General features: G+C 40.9%; 29 protein-coding genes and 1 pseudogene. 22 read left to right on the forward strand and 8 right to left on the reverse strand.

What is annotated here, in order from left to right; genetic code table 11:
• The first annotated feature begins 153 nt into the window (after positions 1–153).
• Positions 154–1,194 (forward strand): M20 family metallopeptidase, encoded by a 1,041-nt coding sequence (locus ABMB67_RS22490; protein ID WP_354573408.1) that lies wholly within the window; start codon positions 154–156, stop codon positions 1,192–1,194.
• Positions 1,195–1,333: 139 nt separating this feature from the next.
• On the opposite strand, the pseudogene ABMB67_RS22495 reads toward ABMB67_RS22490, so the two are convergent.
• From ABMB67_RS22495 to ABMB67_RS22530, 8 genes and pseudogenes are all read right to left on the reverse strand, one after another.
• A pseudogene (locus tag ABMB67_RS22495) lies at positions 1,334–1,627 on the reverse strand (sigma-70 family RNA polymerase sigma factor); the annotation flags it as partial.
• Between the two features lie 16 nt (positions 1,628–1,643).
• Complete coding sequence (locus tag ABMB67_RS22500; protein ID WP_354573379.1) at positions 1,644–3,191, reverse strand: recombinase family protein; 1,548 nt, start codon at positions 3,189–3,191, stop codon at positions 1,644–1,646.
• Between the two features lie 169 nt (positions 3,192–3,360).
• Positions 3,361–3,717 carry a hypothetical protein gene (locus ABMB67_RS22505; protein WP_354573380.1) on the reverse strand — a complete coding sequence of 119 codons (357 nt, stop codon included), beginning with the start codon at positions 3,715–3,717 and terminating at the stop codon, positions 3,361–3,363.
• Positions 3,692–4,315, reverse strand: coding sequence for an ImmA/IrrE family metallo-endopeptidase (locus ABMB67_RS22510; RefSeq protein WP_354573382.1), 624 nt, complete (start codon positions 4,313–4,315; stop codon positions 3,692–3,694). Before ABMB67_RS22510 ends, ABMB67_RS22505 begins: the two co-directional genes overlap by 26 nt.
• Before the next feature lie 93 nt (positions 4,316–4,408).
• On the reverse strand, positions 4,409–5,452 hold the full coding sequence (locus ABMB67_RS22515; protein WP_354573384.1) for a hypothetical protein: 1,044 nt from the start codon (positions 5,450–5,452) through the stop codon (positions 4,409–4,411).
• The gene (locus ABMB67_RS22520) at positions 5,445–6,002 is read right to left on the reverse strand and encodes a hypothetical protein (RefSeq protein WP_354573385.1); all 558 of its coding nucleotides are present in this window, start codon (positions 6,000–6,002) and stop codon (positions 5,445–5,447) included. Before ABMB67_RS22520 ends, ABMB67_RS22515 begins: the two co-directional genes overlap by 8 nt.
• A 32-nt stretch (positions 6,003–6,034) precedes the next feature.
• The gene (locus ABMB67_RS22525; protein ID WP_354573386.1) at positions 6,035–7,246 is read right to left on the reverse strand and encodes a hypothetical protein; all 1,212 of its coding nucleotides are present in this window, start codon (positions 7,244–7,246) and stop codon (positions 6,035–6,037) included.
• Between the two features lie 273 nt (positions 7,247–7,519).
• Positions 7,520–7,861 carry a helix-turn-helix domain-containing protein gene (locus ABMB67_RS22530; protein ID WP_354573387.1) on the reverse strand — a complete coding sequence of 114 codons (342 nt, stop codon included), beginning with the start codon at positions 7,859–7,861 and terminating at the stop codon, positions 7,520–7,522.
• A gap of 156 nt (positions 7,862–8,017) precedes the next feature.
• Here ABMB67_RS22530 and ABMB67_RS22535 point away from each other — a divergent pair, with 156 nt between their 5' ends.
• From ABMB67_RS22535 to ABMB67_RS22630, 21 genes are all read left to right on the forward strand, one after another.
• Positions 8,018–8,311, forward strand: a complete 294-nt coding sequence (locus ABMB67_RS22535) for a helix-turn-helix transcriptional regulator (RefSeq protein ID WP_354573388.1) — start codon at positions 8,018–8,020, stop codon at positions 8,309–8,311.
• A gap of 67 nt (positions 8,312–8,378) precedes the next feature.
• On the forward strand, positions 8,379–8,582 hold the full coding sequence (locus tag ABMB67_RS22540) for a hypothetical protein (protein WP_354573389.1): 204 nt from the start codon (positions 8,379–8,381) through the stop codon (positions 8,580–8,582).
• A gap of 93 nt (positions 8,583–8,675) precedes the next feature.
• On the forward strand, positions 8,676–9,200 hold the full coding sequence (locus ABMB67_RS22545; protein ID WP_354573390.1) for a helix-turn-helix domain-containing protein: 525 nt from the start codon (positions 8,676–8,678) through the stop codon (positions 9,198–9,200).
• Positions 9,200–9,364: a hypothetical protein gene (locus ABMB67_RS22550; protein ID WP_354573391.1), complete on the forward strand. Its 165-nt coding sequence runs from the start codon at positions 9,200–9,202 to the stop codon at positions 9,362–9,364. Before ABMB67_RS22545 ends, ABMB67_RS22550 begins: the two co-directional genes overlap by 1 nt.
• A gap of 11 nt (positions 9,365–9,375) precedes the next feature.
• Positions 9,376–9,744, forward strand: a complete 369-nt coding sequence (locus ABMB67_RS22555; RefSeq protein ID WP_354573393.1) for a hypothetical protein — start codon at positions 9,376–9,378, stop codon at positions 9,742–9,744.
• Positions 9,745–9,914: 170 nt separating this feature from the next.
• A complete protein-coding gene (locus ABMB67_RS22560) occupies positions 9,915–10,256 on the forward strand; it encodes a hypothetical protein (RefSeq protein ID WP_354573394.1) in 342 nt (113 codons plus the stop codon).
• The gene (locus ABMB67_RS22565) at positions 10,237–10,437 is read left to right on the forward strand and encodes a hypothetical protein (RefSeq protein ID WP_354573395.1); all 201 of its coding nucleotides are present in this window, start codon (positions 10,237–10,239) and stop codon (positions 10,435–10,437) included. The genes ABMB67_RS22560 and ABMB67_RS22565 overlap by 20 nt, the downstream gene beginning before the upstream one ends.
• An 83-nt stretch (positions 10,438–10,520) precedes the next feature.
• Positions 10,521–11,498, forward strand: a complete 978-nt coding sequence (bet, locus tag ABMB67_RS22570; RefSeq protein WP_354573396.1) for a phage recombination protein Bet — start codon at positions 10,521–10,523, stop codon at positions 11,496–11,498.
• A gap of 35 nt (positions 11,499–11,533) precedes the next feature.
• On the forward strand, positions 11,534–11,716 hold the full coding sequence (locus ABMB67_RS22575; protein ID WP_354573409.1) for a hypothetical protein: 183 nt from the start codon (positions 11,534–11,536) through the stop codon (positions 11,714–11,716).
• Positions 11,670–11,822, forward strand: coding sequence for a DUF6906 family protein (locus ABMB67_RS23505; RefSeq protein ID WP_390189732.1), 153 nt, complete (start codon positions 11,670–11,672; stop codon positions 11,820–11,822). The genes ABMB67_RS22575 and ABMB67_RS23505 overlap by 47 nt, the downstream gene beginning before the upstream one ends.
• A complete protein-coding gene (locus tag ABMB67_RS22580; RefSeq protein WP_354573397.1) occupies positions 11,819–12,613 on the forward strand; it encodes a DnaD domain protein in 795 nt (264 codons plus the stop codon). The genes ABMB67_RS23505 and ABMB67_RS22580 overlap by 4 nt, the downstream gene beginning before the upstream one ends.
• A complete protein-coding gene (locus ABMB67_RS22585) occupies positions 12,610–12,948 on the forward strand; it encodes a replicative helicase loader/inhibitor (protein ID WP_354573398.1) in 339 nt (112 codons plus the stop codon). The genes ABMB67_RS22580 and ABMB67_RS22585 overlap by 4 nt, the downstream gene beginning before the upstream one ends.
• Positions 12,938–14,230: a replicative DNA helicase gene (gene dnaB / locus ABMB67_RS22590; protein ID WP_354573399.1), complete on the forward strand. Its 1,293-nt coding sequence runs from the start codon at positions 12,938–12,940 to the stop codon at positions 14,228–14,230. The genes ABMB67_RS22585 and dnaB overlap by 11 nt, the downstream gene beginning before the upstream one ends.
• A gap of 17 nt (positions 14,231–14,247) precedes the next feature.
• A complete protein-coding gene (locus ABMB67_RS22595; protein ID WP_354573400.1) occupies positions 14,248–14,412 on the forward strand; it encodes a hypothetical protein in 165 nt (54 codons plus the stop codon).
• The gene (locus ABMB67_RS22600) at positions 14,396–14,581 is read left to right on the forward strand and encodes a Fur-regulated basic protein FbpA (protein ID WP_354573401.1); all 186 of its coding nucleotides are present in this window, start codon (positions 14,396–14,398) and stop codon (positions 14,579–14,581) included. Before ABMB67_RS22595 ends, ABMB67_RS22600 begins: the two co-directional genes overlap by 17 nt.
• On the forward strand, positions 14,578–14,781 hold the full coding sequence (locus ABMB67_RS22605) for a DUF6011 domain-containing protein (protein WP_354573402.1): 204 nt from the start codon (positions 14,578–14,580) through the stop codon (positions 14,779–14,781). Before ABMB67_RS22600 ends, ABMB67_RS22605 begins: the two co-directional genes overlap by 4 nt.
• Before the next feature lie 26 nt (positions 14,782–14,807).
• Positions 14,808–15,302, forward strand: coding sequence for a Holliday junction resolvase RecU (locus tag ABMB67_RS22610; protein WP_435528600.1), 495 nt, complete (start codon positions 14,808–14,810; stop codon positions 15,300–15,302).
• A gap of 14 nt (positions 15,303–15,316) precedes the next feature.
• Positions 15,317–15,460, forward strand: a complete 144-nt coding sequence (locus tag ABMB67_RS22615; protein ID WP_354573404.1) for a hypothetical protein — start codon at positions 15,317–15,319, stop codon at positions 15,458–15,460.
• 358 nt (positions 15,461–15,818) lie between these two features.
• Complete coding sequence (locus ABMB67_RS22620; RefSeq protein ID WP_354573405.1) at positions 15,819–16,019, forward strand: XtrA/YqaO family protein; 201 nt, start codon at positions 15,819–15,821, stop codon at positions 16,017–16,019.
• Between the two features lie 74 nt (positions 16,020–16,093).
• Positions 16,094–16,963 (forward strand): hypothetical protein, encoded by an 870-nt coding sequence (locus ABMB67_RS22625; RefSeq protein WP_354573406.1) that lies wholly within the window; start codon positions 16,094–16,096, stop codon positions 16,961–16,963.
• A gap of 26 nt (positions 16,964–16,989) precedes the next feature.
• Positions 16,990–17,628, forward strand: coding sequence for a BA5345 family protein (locus tag ABMB67_RS22630; RefSeq protein ID WP_494337751.1), 639 nt, complete (start codon positions 16,990–16,992; stop codon positions 17,626–17,628).
• The last annotated feature ends 79 nt before the right edge of the window (positions 17,629–17,707 follow it).

Raw genomic sequence — 17,707 nt, forward strand, 5'->3', positions numbered from 1 at the left:
GGAGTGTATGTATTTTTCAGGATGTTGGCAAGTGGCCTTTTTTATGTACATAAATTAGCTGCCGTTTCCTACATTTCTAGTGTGCCATAAACACTCGTAAACATAGACAGCGGTTCTTCACATAAAGCTGGCGTTGATCAAGTCGCTCAGGAGCTGATTCCGTTGTTTGAGCAGCTTGGCTTTCACGTTACGACGATTTCCCAGGAAACGGTGGGCGATCATTTACGGATCATCCACCCCACTCAGCGGCAGGCTTCGATTTTAATCGTCGCCCACATGGATACGGTATTTGAGCCGGGGACGGCAAACGAGAGGCCGTTTACAATCAAAGGAACGCGTGCTTACGGGCCGGGTGTCATTGATATGAAAGCAAGTCTCGTCTCCGTCATTTATGCGCTCCGTTATTTAAAAGAAAACGGCTCAGATGCCTATCAGCATGTTGAACTGGTGTTAAACAGTGACGAAGAAATCGGCTCATCGACTTCGCGTCAGCTGATAGAGGAAGCAGCGAAAGGAAAAGCCTACGCCCTCGTAATGGAGCCGGCGCGCCGGGACGGCTCTGTCGTGACGGAACGGCGCGGTAATGGCCGCTTCACGATTGAGGTACACGGCAAGGCAGCGCACTCGGGAATCGAGCCTGAAAAAGGGCGCAGCGCGATTGAGGAGCTCGCCCATAAAATTGTCAAGCTTCATGAGCTGAATGATCATGAGCACGGGATTTCCGTTAATGTCGGCATTATCGAGGGTGGCAATGCCGTCAATACCGTCTCCGCCACGGCGATTGGTCACATTGATGTCCGCGTCGCGACGGAGGAGCAGGCCGAAGAGATGGAGCATAAAATTGAAACGATGTGCGCTTCCTCCGATGTCAGCGGCACGGAAATTGAACTGACCGGAGACATCAGCAGACCGCCAATGGTCAAAAACGAAAAAATCGCCCGCCTCTTTCAAGTCGTGAAGAAGGTAGGGGCGGAGCTTGGCATCGAGCTGAAGGATACGAAAACCGGCGGCGGTTCAGATGCTTCCTTTACCGCAGCAATGGGCATTCCAACGATCGACGGTCTCGGCCCGGTCGGCGGCAACGCCCACAGCGAAAAGGAATATTTGGACATTCCGTCCTTGACCGAGCGCACGCTATTGCTCGCCAAAGTCATTGAAAAACTTGTGGAAGACCGCAAAACAAAAAGGAGCTGATCGATTAGCTCCTTTTTGTTTTGGAACGTCATGAAAGAACATCTGGAACTGTATGCGGAAGTGCGTTCCTATAGTCCTCTCAAACAGAGCAAAAATCGAAGAAGAGCGGAACCAAGTTCACCTTTTGCTTCAATTTGCGCTATCCTTTCCCCTGGCTCTGCTTGTAAAACTCATGAAACAGCTTCATCAGCGCCCGCTTTTCAATCCGCGATACATAGCTGCGCGAGATCCCCAATTCCTTAGCGATCTCGCGCTGGGTCCGTTCTTCCTCCAAGTCAAGGCCGAAGCGTCCGACAATCACTTCCTTTTCCCGCTCGTCGAGCACATGAATGTATTCATAAATCTGTTTCTTCTCCATCTTCGTCTGAATCACATCAACGATGTCCTCCCCTTCCTCCTGAAGAACGTCGATTAAGGTGATTTCATTTCCTTCCGCACCTTATCTGTGTTTAATGCATTGATGGCAATCTCGGAAACAACACCAGCTCAAAATCATCAAGCTTTTGATGCTTTTCTTTTTTGTACTCAGCTTTCTCGATTGCTGACTTTAAAAGCTCATTTTTCTTTGCTGGATCATCAAGCTTAGGGTAGAGGGATAACACGTGTTTAAGTTGCGGAATAATTTTTTCCTGTGCCTGCGCACGGGCTTTTTCTTCTTCCAATTCTAGCTCAGTTTCCTTAATGCGAGCGGTCACCTCATGAATGTTATTGGCTAGTAGTTGGGATCGTTCCAGGAACGTTTCTTCGTCATAAATGCCTCTTTCGAGAAAATCATGCAGTTTGCCTTTCTGCAGGGTGAAATCGTCTAATTGCTTCCTCAATTGCTGTAAGGCCTGCTTCTTTAGAGAGAGGGTGTCAATATTCTCCTCGGGTTCTTCGCTTTTATTTTCTTCCCACTTTGCTTCATAAGCATGTAGCCAGTCGCGTAGGGCGGCAAGTAGCTTTTCTTCGACAAGAGAGAGGCGTGTGCTTCTGCAATCACACTGACGGTTGGTGCAAATAAGATGCTCACTTTGCTTTGTGTACGGCCGGCGTGACATCCGTAACCCGCATTTTTTGCAGATAATCAATCCGGCCAGTGGGTTGACGGTACCACTCTCCAGCTGATAAGGCACATGATATTTTCCTTTCATGATGCTCTGGGCTTTGTCAAACAGCTCCTTTGAAACGAGTGGTTCGTGCTTCCCATCGACAATAATCCATTCAGATCGGGGTCGAGTTTTAGCATCTCTGGATTTACCAACAGTCGCTGATTTCTTGATTTGTTTCTTTTTCCATATCACTTTCCCGATATAAACTTGGTTTTTCAGGATATTAAGTACAGAGGAAGCAGCCCAATCACGCCCTGTATACGTTTTGTACCCCATTCGATTTAACTCAAGCGCTACTTTATTGCCACCCATTCCTTTTTCTACGTATAGCTGGTAAATCAGCCGGACAACGTCAGCCTGTTCCGGATGAGGTTCAAGGGTACGTCCATTTGGAAGTTCTTTAATCTGGTAACCAAAAGGGGGGAGGGTGGCGATATAATTACCTTCCTCTACAGAACGGAGGCGTCCGCCTTGCAAACGACGGGTGATAATTTTAAGCTCTTTGCGGGCCATGAACGCTTCAAATTCGCTGTATTCCTCATCCCATTCATCCGAAAGGTCATATGTCTTTCGCGGTGTAATAATTTTGGTCTTAGCTTGCTGAAAGGTTTCAAGAATCATGCCTTGCTCACGCATATTTCCCCGACCAAGTCGATCCATGTCCATAACAAGGACACCATCATATTTTCTTTCCTCGACTTCTTTAAGCAGTTCCAGCATTTCAGGCCGATGCATGAGGCTTTCCCCTGACACAATTTCTTGCCTGATTTTAATGATGTTGAGCTTTTGCTGCTGAGCTACTTTTAACAATGCTTTCTTATGTTTAGCAAGGGTTTCACCTTCACCGCGTGCTTCAGCTTCAAGATCAGCGCGTGATTTACGAAGATACATGACGACTCTTTCCATTAGCATCACCTAATTCAATTGTATTCGCAAAAAGCACGTCCTATCGATGGAACGGATAAAGTTATGATTGTTTCAATTTCTAATGAGCTGCATGAGCTTAACATGTCCATCTCTTTATTCTGTTGTTTTCGGCGAAACGTAGCAATGTCTCGGTTGTTTCTTTGGATACTCATCCTAAATAGAAACGGCGAACATTCATCTGCAGCAATTCTTCCAGGTCGTCGAATCGAACCAAGAAGTATTCAGCATTGTGAAGGGACTCCATGTTACCACCATTAGAAGCAAGATCTTCGACGACACGAGGAATATGTATAGAAAAATCCTTTTCATGAAATGGATCACGAACGAGTGCGGCTTGAGTAACAGTAATTACAGCCATTGAATCATGGAAGTCCTCTGGCCAAAAACGTTCAAAAGGAGCCACTACCGTGTAAGTCGCATATTCTTCACTTGTATTTGCCGGAAGCAGCAGCCATTGTGGATGTAATTCTCCATCTATTTCATCGTAATAAACGCGTAACGTCATAACTTAATCGTTCCTCTCCTACTTGTTGTTTCAATTGTTCTAAGACGGATAGGGTAGAGTCATAGACTTGACCGGGCTGAAGAGATTTCTTTCTTCTGGAGCGTTCTGACCGTTGTATTCTGTACTGAAAGTTCTGTAACGAACGCTCACGTTTTATCGAATTAAATCGTTCGATTATGTATTGTTTAGGAAGTTCAAAGAGCTCTTGTAGTTTCTCAACTGATTGATGCCTAATCGCCATTGGTTCAAAGATATGACGGGGCATGGAAGAGTAAAGAGCTATCCAGTGGGCTTGTTGTTCTTGTAAAGTAACCATTTCATTAGGTAGTTTCTTTTGGTCTCCAGAATGATAAAGGAAATGAGCAAATTCATGAAAGAATGTAAAGCGCTGCTCGTAATAGGATAGACGTTTATCAATGAAAATCAGCGCATAGTTTTCCTCATCTTCATGGATGCAAAAGCTTCGCCCACGATGATAAGTAACATCAATTTTGAACACTTCACAGATAATGTCCAGGTGTAAGTCTTGGACAGTTAGAATGCCTTTGGATTTCAACAATTCCGTGACTTGTTTTTCTTTGAATGTTGCGTAGCGCACTTTCTTCACCACCGTAATTCATAAGACTTTGTGTCCATTATACGAATATTTGTTCGTGTTTACAAGATAAGAAAAAGCCCTGAGGCTTCTTCTCTACTTATTATCAATAAGTTTGTAATCATTATTATTATGTTTAAATAAAGAATTAGACTTAGCAAATGATTGCAGTTCACTTGAAGTAGAGTTGTGGAAAAATTTTTTTATAGTATATGTTATTTCGTCATGTGAATTGATATTCATTGTTGTCTCGTAACAAGCTAATAGTTCGTTTTTTTTATAATTAAATATGTAAATTTTTTTACTTATCTGATTTGATTTAAGTAATGAAAAAAGTCCAGTGAAGTTGTTTACCTTTTTATTTTTAGATTTAAGATCATAGATGAAAATTCTAGCACTGCCTGATTTATTATTGATTTTTAGGAAAATTATATTATTTTCGCTAACAAATTCAAATATGTAGTAAATATTTGAAACAATTACCCTTTGACTAAATTTGATACTAATCTTATTTTGAAAAAGTGTAAACGTTACAACAGGATTTACTAGATGCTCTAGAAGAATTGGTTTGGATAAGGTCTCGTTTTCAAAATATGAAAAAAATTCATCTATAGTTACCGTATTATTTTTAACCTTTAACGGTTGATTATTATTGAATGACTTCATAATAATAGGTAATAAAATAAAGGTAATCACAATCAGAAAAGTAGCACTATAGACAATAAAACTATCCGAATATGTCAATTTAACATTAGTGTGAGCATATCCTATCCCGGATATTAACCAAAGAATAGCTAAGCTAAATGAAACAGCCTGAAAAAGCATTTGTGTCCTTTTATATACCGTTTGATTTGATAGTGTTTCAACCATTTTGTTATACATTGGAGAGACTTCTTTGATCATTAAGGTATTAAAACTGTCTTCTTTTAAGTTTTTTGAGATGTCATTAGCTTTGTGCACTAATTTGTCATTATATTGGCTAAAAATTATAGTTGTTAATGCTAACAATGCTGCTATCACTGCGGTAGTCCAGCTTAAGAACTGAATTGACTCATAAGAAACACTGAGAATCAAATCCCAGATTGAATTTATTGCTATGATAATAAAGTTCAAAGCTGGAAGAAGAAAGTGACTATACATTTTTAAGAGCTCCATACTCAGAAAGGATTTTCAAGGAAATATCTAGAATTAAGTATATATCTTCCTTCTTATCTGTTAGGGAGTAGGTAACTACACCATTTGTATAAACCTTTAACAAAATTGATTTCCCGTTATGATGGACTACACCCACGAGCCCCATAATTACATCATTGTCAATAAGTTCAAATTTTTCTATATTCAATTTAATATTATTTGGAACTGGAAAAGGTAGTTTAATTATTGATATGGTTACACTTTTTCCATAAAACTTCGAAAGAATAATTTTTAAAAATGTATGGTGCTGAATTGATGAAGTAAACAAAAAGAAAAGGTTGGACTTTTTAATAAATCCGATAACATTCATTAGACCATGATCAAATGAGTTCGACCAATGTATCTCCCCCATATCATTATTGAAAAAATTTATTGAATAGAACTTCTTGTTTTTATCGTGATTGTTCTGTTCAAAAAAATGAAAATTTCTTAACTCTTTTTCTTTTAAAAGATTGTCATCAATTTTCGCTATAATAGTACTGCTCGATAAAAACATAACACTTCTTCTCCTTAATATTAGTACTGGCTTTACTGGTCAGCACTAAATGTGGTTGGATATTTCTCCAAGAAATATTTCTCAACTGTAATTAAATCCTCTTTCTTAGTCAATAGATCTAATACCTCATTCTTAATCTCTTTTATTATCTTATCAATAGATTTTGGTTTCGGTAATTTATTTTGAATAAGTTTTGATGCATCTTCAACTGTTTTATCATCATATATTAAGGCGAATATACTTTCATATAATGATACACAGATATCTAGCTTTTTGCCTTCATTTAGATTTTGATCTAAAAAAATAAAGGCAAGTTTTCCTCTAAAATCAATTGTGAATTGCGTTTGAAATAAAAATTCACGTCCCTGTTTTTTTTCAATCTTTTCAAGTGTTATTTTCATGGATTGAACTTTATCACCAAGGTGAATTCTTTGTACAACCTCTTCCGCAGACAGCAAGTCTGTTCCTTTCATTTTCATCCCTTGAACTTTTGTAGCATTTAAGTTTGTGAATAGAATCGACTCAAGAGTCACATTGTATCCCATAGACGGGATTGTCTCGTAAAGCAATTTAATAGCCAACAAAGTAATTGAAGAATAATCAGTAAAATTTCTATTTTTCATTGCTGACTCTCTCTTCAATACATAGAATTTTCTGAGAATAATCTTACCAGACGCTGTAATTAAATTATATAGGGAGTTATGAACTTTTTCGTAACTAGCATTGGAGCTAATAAACTTTTTTCGCATAAGATCGAAAGTAATATTTATTCTCCCCTTTTGCGCACTGTTAATCCGATTATTCGTTATTAAGTCAATATGAAATTCTTCAAAAGAAAGACGGCAGCTAATAGTCTGTTTTACATTATCGTAACTTATTTCACCGTCTAAAATAAAATCAAAAGGACCAAAATTATTAGTTTTTTTAAAGTTTCGTTTTAGATAATCTAAAATGTTCTCCTCTGTAAAGTCAGTCTCAAGTTCATAAATATAATTCGGGTCTAGATTTGAAAAGGTTTCCGTAAGTATATTGTAGAGTGACTCAAGTATCTCCTCGCCATTTTCTTCATCGGTTCTTATAGTTTCCACAATATATGATAAACATTTATCGCTATCCCCTTTAAAGTCTATATCATGACCTAATTCCTCTGAGAAATATTCTTCTATAGCATTAAGGCGTAATCCTTTTGATAAATTATTTTTCATTTTTAAATTGTATACTCTTACAAAGTTACCTAAATCCATTATAACTCCTCCTTAGACTAAACCATTCCGGTCAACAAAGGTTCCCTGTGCTTTTGAGGAACGTCAATTACTTACATTTTTTGTTATAAACATACGAGTATAAGTCTTTATTAACCTAATCTGAGCCCTTGCTATTTACCGATTCTGACTCAACATTTCGTATTCTAGTAATTAAATCTTAGGATTATTATCCTGTAATGTCTAGCGCTTCGACAAAGGTAGACAAAAATTGATGACAAAAAAAGACACGCTCTCTAATGAACGTGTCTAAGTTTATTTATCCTTCTTCATTCGCTCCTGCATCCGCTTCTTCATCTTCCTATATTGCTTCTGTTGTTCCAGTAAGTAAGCTTCTTCCTCTTCATCTTCAGCAACCAAACCACCACCGTCATAGGCAATGTTCAGGTGACCTTTTGGGTTATCTGTACGGCCGAGAAGATAATCGACGGAAACGTCGAAAAAGTCAGCGATTTTATTTAAAGTATCATAATCAGGTTGTCTTGAACCTTGCTCGTAATTGGCAAGTTTCCCTCTAGAAAAACCCAGTCTGTCTGCCAACTCATATTGACTAATACCCTTTTGTTTTCGAAGACTAGCAATTCTCTGACCTAACATTAAACTCACTCCTCATATGTCCATTATATTTCAGAAACTATGCGTTTCCAATTAAAGACACAAAAAGTTTCTTTTTAGTATTGACAGAAACGAAACGTTTCTGTATAGTTTAAATTAATAAGAAACGAATTGTTTCTAAGAGGGGAGGTTCTAATCATGGTTCGGAAATTGTTATTTGAACTTCGAGGTAAGAAATCGAGGGCAGAAGTTGCAGAAAAGCTTGATATTACACCTCAAATGCTTGGGGCAATTGAAAGGGGCGATAGAACTCCTTCACTGCCTTTAGCCAAGAGAATTGCTGACTATTATAACTTGTCAGTAGATGAAATTTTTTTTACACATTACAGAAACGAAACGTGTCCATTGGCGAGCGCATCTAATAAGACAAGCCAGCAACCATTGAAATTCGAGCAATCAAAACCGATGTCGATTCCTTCAGGAGGTGAATAACAATATGTTCCAAAGTGCTAGGGTAGTCCCACTGAAATTGCCGCATACACTGTCACGAGGTGATTCGATGACAGAGCAAAAGTACGATGCGACGTATCGACTTGGTAAAACGGTCGTCCATGTAGTGGGACCAGGCGAACTGAGCGATGAAGAGCTAGCCCGACGTCTTAAAGAGTATTACAGGGCTGGTTGGAAAGCTTGGGATTCGCTCACACCAGAGAAGCAAAAAGCTCTCAATGAAGAAGCGGCAGCAAGCGAGGGCTCTTCATGAGTCTTAGCCCATCGGACAACCTCATATCACATTAAGTTTACTTGAGATTTTGAAACAACTAAATAATTCCAGTGTCACGAAAGGAGTAGTCAAATGTCAATCGGTCAATTAGTCGCCGAATCGCGGCAACGCACCGGGCTGACACAGCAGGAGCTTGCAACAAGAACAGCCTATAGTCGCTCACGAATCGCCAATCACGAAACCGGAAAGCGAGGTGTGCGCAAGGAGGACTGGCCTGAATATTGCGAAGGATTAGACGATGCACAATTCACCCTTGAGCTACACCGTATGGCAACTGGCGGTGTCTACATACCGCATTTAGATGGTCCGCAGGTCGATCATCATCCGGCTGCCCTTACTTATCTGGCTCGCAAAGAGCTTAAAGAAGCGAAGGAGCACATCAACCAAATTGATTTTGCGAAGCCGGTATCAGTCATGGAAGATCACGAATTGCATCACATCGAGAAGACCGTTCACGAATTACTGGACGCTCAGGCAGCCGCGCAAACGCTGGTGATCAATCTATGTTCACACTTAGGACTCAGCTATAACGATCAGGTTAAACGCTGGATCGGGCGCCGGATGGCGACAGGACATATCGCGAGGAGGAATGGATGATGAAACCTGCAGTTAATGTAATGGTCACGGATGAGCTGATCGAAGAGTGGGCGGTTGAATTCCATAACCAAACAACGCCAGCAGGAACGCCATTTTACAACAAGATGACGTTCGCTGAATATGTCGAGATCAAGAAAAAGGCCATTTCCAAAATGGCGGCTTAAGGAGGTAAAAGATGAAAACACTCGGTTTATATGACATGAATAGAGCACAGTTGGCACTCATTGAGGACAGCTTACGCTTCGCAAAGATAGGACAGAAGCCTTTTGATCGCAAACTGATCGAAATGGTTGAGGCGAAGGTGAAAGAGGATGGACAAGCAGTCGAGCTTGACGGAATGGAGCTAAAGATCATCAGCAGGGGCTTAATGAATAAAGCGCAGGTGCTTACCGCAGCACACGGCATCAACGCGAAAAAACGGGAAAAGACGCTGCTGTATAACTTGGCTTACACGATCTCGTGTCGACTGCAAGAATTCCAAGACTGGCACAATCCGCTGAAAAATAAAGAAACGCAAACTGCGGCAACAGTTCACGTTTCCTAAAACAATAGATCAAGTTACTGACAGTTTATCAACATTTCGTTGATTCGGCAAGCCTGGCTTCGCCGATAGGACCATGACATTCTCTCGTCCATCCCCCGACCTTCTGTCGTCGTGGTCCTATCGGTGCAGCTGGCACCTGTTCTTTGACAATTCGATAAGGAGGGTTCTTTATGCCAGTATTATCAAAACTCAAGTATGGCACAGAACTTCGCATTAAAAAGAACTTCAAAGTCAGAATCCGTGAAGACGTCGTTCGTATCTGGGAAGAGACTTTTCCCGAAGGTACAAAAGTCATCTTTGGAAGCTATTCCCGGGCAAGAGAAAGGCCCCCGGATATGTGCCAGAAGGAAGAATTTTTTACTTGCGATGAAATGGAGTTGGGTAGGTTAGAGCCTGCGAAAGTGACTGTCTTCATCGCTGGTGAGCTTTATGAATTGCCAAAAGACACATTCTTAGAGTTTTTCGAAATTTTAGGTGAGGAGGAGGACGAAAGTGAAATACTACGCAGTTAACGGCGGTGAGCGGTGGATTGATAAAGAAAAGCAGTTTTATCTGTTTAACCACATCGCCATCCTCGGGCTTGATCGCGGCAGCCGTCAGGTAGCCCGGCGGTTAGAGATGCAGCAATACGAAGTATTAACGATCTTTTACCAATTGCATCGCAAAGCAAAAGCCCATCAGATGGCAGTCTGATGAGCTTAAGGATTCCGTATACACCAAGTGTTCAACACTTATAGTATACGGAATCCTCCTAAAAAAATCAAGGAGGTACACCGATGAGCGAAGAACAATCCAGCTCCATGCCAGCCGAACAAGGTTCTGGCAGCTTAGCCACAACTGGCGGCGGAGCATTATTACATTTCTCTCCTGAAAAAATTAAAGTCATCAAGAATACAGTCGCAAAGGGCGCTACAGATGATGAGCTAGAAATGTTCTTGCATCTGGCGGAACGATACCAATTGGATCCCTTTGCTAAAGAAATTTGGTTCGTCAAACGGCCGAAGAAAGAAAAAGATTCAAAAGGAAATTGGGATTACAAGCGTTTGCCGAATGGTGAAATTGACTACGAGGGTGTAGATCCGGTTATCATGACGAGCCGTGATGGCTATGTCAAAGTGGCGCAGTCTGACGCAGAATTTGAAGGCTTAAATAGCTTTGAAGTAAGAGCGAACGACACCTTCCACTTTAACCCCATGACTGGTGATATAAAGCACGAGATCGGAAGCAAGAGAGGTTCCATTACAGGGGCCTGGGCGATCTGTAAGAGGAAGGGCAGAGAGCCGGCAATTGCCGTAGTAGATTTTGATGAATACAAAAAGGCGGCAGGCAAAAATCCAGTTTGGGATTCCTACCCGAGCGCGATGATACGGAAGGTGGCTGAGGTGATTGTCCTCAAACGACAATTTAACATTAGCGGGTTGGTCACTCAGGAAGAAATGCCGGCACAGTACAACATGGAGTATGACGATCCAAATATCAAGCGTCTTTATCCAAAGCACACGCATAAGCAAACAGCCATTGATGTGGATGACGAGTGGAAGAGGCTGTCTGCGGAAGTGAAGGAGCTAAGGGATGAACTTGGATTGGAAAAAGAGCAAATGGAATCGATTGCCTTGTTTGAATTAGGAATAGATAGCGACCCAAAAAAATGGAGCTTGAGCGATATTCAAAAGATGGTGGATTACTTGAAAAATAAGGCAGCTCAGTATGAGTCTAAAAGCGTTGATATTGAAGAAGGGACAAGTCGCTCTTGATTTACCGAGTTAACATACCTAGCTGTTATGTCTGGATGACGCGAGACAGCGCCGACCGTGCCGCTCTTTTTCGGCGGTACGTAATCGGCTATCTGGCAGTTGCTCATCCGGATCTGCAACTGGTCAGAATAAGTGGCATGAAAGCCATTTGTGCAAGAAAGGAGATTCAATATGAAACAGGGGAAACGTCCTACAAGGAAGCTGCAGGAAGTATTTAATAGCGTAGGGTTAAATCCAGATAATTGGCTGGTGACGAATGCATTGAGTGATGAATTGCATCTTGTTCATCGGTTTACGTTTTCTATAAGAGTGGTGCCGCTATGAATTACATCAAACTATTAAATGATTTTCGAGATTGGTTAATGGTTCACGAACTACCTACAAGCAGCATTGCCCTTTGGCATACGCTTGTTTCGATTAATAACATGTCAGGATGGAAGGAGCAATTCAACGCCCCGAACCCAACACTCCAGCAATTGACAGGGTTATCAGCCGAAGGTGTCCGAAAGGCCAGAAAAAAATTAATAGAAGCAGGTCTAATCGAGTATTCAGACGGTCGAAGAGGAGTGGCAGGAACGTATAAAATCTTGCGGCTTTCCAACCAACAAACCAACGAATCAACCACCATACAACCCACCGAAGAATCCAACTCAGTTGGAAAGTCTGGTGGAATAGACGAAGTATCCAACTCAGTTGGTTTGTTCGTTGGCGAAAAGTTGCACATACCTAAACATAAAGAAGTAGTAGATGTAGTAGAAGAAGAAAAGGACAAGCCCAATGCCCTAACATTCTATGAAAATAACTTTGGGATGTTGACGCCTTATATCGCTGAGCAAGTGATTGCTTGGTGCGAAGATCTAAACGATGAAATTGTCATTGCCGCCATGCAAGTAACACTCAAGAACGGTTCGAACAATTTTAGGTATGCCGAAACCATTCTCCGGGAGTGGAGTTCTAAGAAACTCGTTTCTCTTGATCAAGTACGTGCATACGAATTGCAAAAAAGAGCTTCCAAAAAAACGAACACGATCCCTTTTCCTAAACGACAAGAGGTCAACAAGGCTGATGAACGCGATGAATTACTTGACCGGCTGAAAAGAGGCGAATTTGGATGAATCATGAACAGGCGGCCGAAGTGCTATACACAATCAACGAAGTGTATCCGAAGTTTGAATTGACCGAAAGAAAACTAAAAGTGCTCACGCCGGTACTTTTACAAATGGATTTTGATGGGGTAATGGAGCGGCTGAAGGAACACATCGCCAAGAAATCGTTTGTTCCCACAATTGCCGAAATTGCTGTTTATCCTGCCCCGGAAAATAAAGTCTTGCAAAAAATTAACCAGTTTGAAAGAGAAGCGGCCCAAAACCCTCCAACAAAAGAGCAACGAAGACAGTTCGAGAAGAAGCTTCAAACTTTGCTCAAGAAGGATGAGCAGAATGACACATAACACCTATCAAGCGGAGGCGGCAGTCTTAGGTTCATTATTGATTGATTCTTCGTTAATAAAGGAGTGCGCCTTAGAACAAGAGTATTTTGAAGATCGCAGGCATCAAATTATTTTTCGGGCTATGCGAGCATTAGAGAAAAAAGGAACGCCAATCGATCCTACAACGCTTGTGAGTTTGCTGGGGGACGCGCTTGAGCAAATTGGAGGGGTTGATTACATCAATGACTTGGCGTCATCTGTTGCTACTACAGCTAACTTCTCTTTTCACGAAGAGGTGGTCATCGATGCTTACCGGTTGCGGGAGTCTATCCAGAAAGCACAATCCTTTACCGAAGCGCCGGACGAGGGGAAGGCTCAACTGCTAATTGATGAGCTTAAGGCTCTTCAAGAGCTTTCTGTTCGCAAGAGCACAAGAACCAAGAAAGATATTTTGCTGGATGTAGCAGAGCGAATGCACGCGGACGACATTGAAATGACTGGCTATACAAGTGGCCTTAGAGAATTAGACCACATGACGGGCGGATGGCAAAAGCAAGACCTCGTTATTGTAGCCGCAAGGCCGTCGATGGGGAAAACAGCGTTTGCTCTCGGGATCGGTTCCGCTCATTGCCGAAATAATGGGGTGACGACTATCTTTTCGCTGGAAATGCCCGATGTACAACTTGCGTTCCGCTGGTTAAGTGCAGAGGGAAATATTGACGGTCACAAATGGAAGAATCCAAAGAAGTTGTTTTCTGCGGCTGATTATGAAAAAGCGACAAATGCCATTGGCGTCATCGAAAAATGGGATTTCGAAATCATTGACGATGCCAATGTGACCGTCACAGACATAAGGCAGAGAATGAGTGAGATCAAACGAAAGTATCCAGGTCGGGATCATTTAGTCATCATCGACTATCTTCAGCTCATTCGTTCCGCCCGCCGAAAAGCAACGGGAGAAAATCGCCAGCAGGAGGTCACTGAGATATCCCGTGCCCTTAAATTAATGGCAAGAGAACTCGATATACCGGTGATCGCTCTTTCTCAACTGTCCCGAGGGGTGGAGTCGAGGCAGGATAAACGCCCGATGATGTCAGACATTCGCGAATCAGGAAGCATCGAGCAGGATGCGGACGTAATAAGTTTTTTGTATCGGGATGACTATTACAACAAAGAATCAGAAAATCAAAACATTGTAGAAGTCATTATTGCCAAGCAGAGAAATGGACCAATCGGAACTGTCGAAACAGCTTTTATTAAGGAATATGGCAAATTCGTTAATTTAGATCGTGTCTATAACTGAAGTTAGGGGGCGTGAAATTGTCAAAAGCAAGAGTGTTACGAGATGCATTCGCAACAACTTTACTCAGAAAACATCTCACTAAAACGTTACTTGAAAATGAAGTGTTGAAACGAGAAAACATATTATTAAAGCAACAATTAAGGTTGTATAAAGGAGGACGAGCCGGTGGATCAAGTGACTAACCTACGGCGGCTGGATGAGCAACAAAAGGAGTCTATCATCGGGCAATTGATCAGCGCCGGCATCTATAAATTAGTGGACGGTCGCGATCTGTATGAAGCTACGTTAAGCGAACTTGAAAGCGAAATGCGCTATATCAATTCACAGAGAGAGGGGGATGTATTGTCATGATCCAGACAACAACAGCCTGCATCAGGTGCGGGCGACCACTCAAAAGCATAGAAAGTCAGCAGCGAGGTTATGGACCGACTTGCGCCAGGAAGGTAAAGGAGGCACCAGACCTGATCGATCTTCTTCTGGCGCAGACAGCGACGCAGGATGATCAGAATTTTATGGACGAGCTTAAAGAACGTCGACAGAGGGTGATCTAATGTACACCGGTCATGGCAACAGGGGCATGGCATTCGAAATGGCAATAAACATTGTCAATGATCTATACAAAGGTCGTGGCATCGCGTTGATTAATAAGCGGCCGACGCCCGTAAAGGTGTTGAAATCAAGAGGAACCAAGATCACTTCTGGTTATTACGAGGAAAAATCCACAGTTGATTATGACGGGGTGTATAAAGGGAGGGCGATCATGTTTGAGGCTAAGAGCACGAAACGACCGCACTTCCCATTATCAATGGTTACAGCACATCAGGTCGATTATCTGGACAGAGCGCATCGAAATGGAGCAATCGCCTTCTTGTTAGTAGAGTTGGCGGTCAAACGCCGAGTCTACTATATGCCGTATCAGTTACTGGCTTACTATCTCATGAGAGCTAAAAAGGGAGGCCGGAAGAGCGTTGCTCAAGAGGAGTTAGAGCAATACGGGTACGTCGTGGAGCGAGGTCGGGGCGTACCATTTGACTATCTTGCTGTCGTGGACAAGATCAACCAAAACAGCTAAGGAGTGTGATTTCTGTGGCAAAACCAAGAAAGCGGGGTCGGAAGTGGTTTTTGCTTAGACGGTTCGAGAAAGACCACCTTGTTCACCGGTATGAGCCGTTGCAGCGAGGTGAGCTGAACAAGCGGAAAAAGGAAGGATGGAGAGTGGTGGACGGGTGATGAGAAAAAAGGGGGCGTCACCCGACGCCCCTTAAAGACAACTTGCAATGCAATAGTTTTCATTAGTTAAATTATAACATATTATTAGCATTTTGATGATGATGTTCATTAAAAAATCGACACTTTTTAGCATCGCATAAGTGTTACAAGAAGACTACATCAAGGCTGCAAAGTCAAATACAGTCACACGAGTAAGAGATAGCATTCGTTCAAAATGATCGTGTAGTGATGAGCAGTTTAATGCTTACCAGAAAGTGATAGGTAGCACAAGCAAGGATAAAAGAAAAACCGCTCCTTTTGGAACGGCATAAGTACTTGGTTTGTTCTTAATTATATCACGTTTCGGGAGGGAACATCTATGCGTCTAAAAAATGTAGAAATTAATCCTCTTTCTGGTAAAATAGAATTAGATATTTCGAATCAGGACAAACCTTTTGTCATTGTCGTGTCGGATGGGAGAGCGCGTTTAACGGTACTGCCTGAGCATGGGGAGACGCGTGTAGTGACGCATCAAGGCAAGGTGAAAAGGGTGAAGTTCGATGAGGGTGAAGACTTTTGAATTAGAATGTAGAAATTAGTCGAAGGACTTTCCTCTTATTTGTAGAAAAGTAATTTTCAGAAGGGGGAGTCATTTTGGAAAAATCTGAATTAACTTTTAAACTTTCCGGGAACCAATTTAGTGAAGAAAATGGATATAATCTTCACTATTTATCTAAAGGATTGAGTAATTTCCATACTCTTATTGATAAATCATATTTAACTATTATCGGAAAGAAAAAAATGTCAAAGCAGGATCGAGAAACTCTCAATATAAAAGCATATAACTTGCGACCTGGTTCATTTGAAGCCGATCTATCCATTACATTGACCACTATCTCGGCAGCTTTAGTACCTATGGCAACTTCGCTAAGTCCAAAAGATATTTGGGATTTAAGTACTAAAGGGTTAGAATATCTAAAATTAGTATTAAGTTTGCATTCAAAAGGAGAAGATCTGAAAGTGGAAAATATTGATTCATCATTAGTAAATATAGTTACTGGGTCGAATGTAAATATAATTCAGGTGCATCCAGATGTAATGAGGTACGCTGGCGCTTCTGAAGGGACTGTTCAGACTCTGGCTAAGATGGTTAATCCTGAAAAAGGTGTTGAAGGACTAACTGTGTCTAATAAAACTTCAAGTGAAAGTGATTTTAGTATTGGAGTTGAGGAGAAAGTGATTTTCGAAAATCGAAGAAGGCTTGAAAAAGAACCAATTACATTTATTGGTGAAATATTTGACATAAATGGAGAAAGTTTTAATGGTAGGGTAAGAGTAATAAACGGAGATGACCTAATTGAACAGGGGGAATATCGATTTGAATTTTTTGTTAAGGACAATAAAGAGAAATTAAGACAAGCTTTCCTGAAAAGGAAATCTATAACAGCGTTGAAAGAGACAATATTAAGTCCAGGTAATCTAGAGAGAATAATCTGTAAATTGCATATTATACAAGTAGACTGAGCTTGATGAGGGGGGAGGAGTTTTAAATAAATTTTGAAAGCAAGCATTTATTAAGGTTAGGTATACCAGGCTGGATTCTAATGTTAGTTACGGCATTTAATTATTTTATATTGAACGATTTGTCAATAGATATCAAAGATTACAACTTAGCAAGTTTAGCCGGATTAACTGTTATCTTTTTAGGTGTGGGGATACCTATAGGACAATTAATTTATCAATTATATTTCTTTTCTTTATGGATTTACAGAACTTTTATTTTCAAAATAATTTACTTTATATTCGGGCTACGCTTGTTAAGTAAAAGGAAAAAAATACAACAAGCTCTAATTTTTCTTGATTTGGTAGATAAGGATGGGTATTTCGAACTTGAATTTCAGTGGCATAACTCTTTGTCAAATTTAGAAAATAAAGAAAAAATGGAATATCTATCCCAACGGTATAGACATTTATTAAATCGAGTTCATGAATTAGGAGCCTTATTAACATCATTGGTAATCTCTTCATCTATTCAAATTGCTATTTACCAATCTAATTCAATTGTGGCAATTGAAAATTCTATTCATGTATTACTCGCCTTAACGATTTGTTCCTTAGTCAACTTTTTGTATTTTGACGCAAACTTAAACTTTTTTCGGAAAAGAGTCTTAAATGAATCAATTTCATAAAGCCTAGTTCACGATTGTTAGACGACCCCCATTTCGCTTTTAGTGTTTTTAAAAAATTAATTACGCGGCTTGACTAGTC

The organism is Halalkalibacter oceani, from assembly GCF_040544555.1.
Classification (GTDB): domain Bacteria; phylum Bacillota; class Bacilli; order Bacillales; family Bacillaceae_D; genus Halalkalibacter; species Halalkalibacter oceani.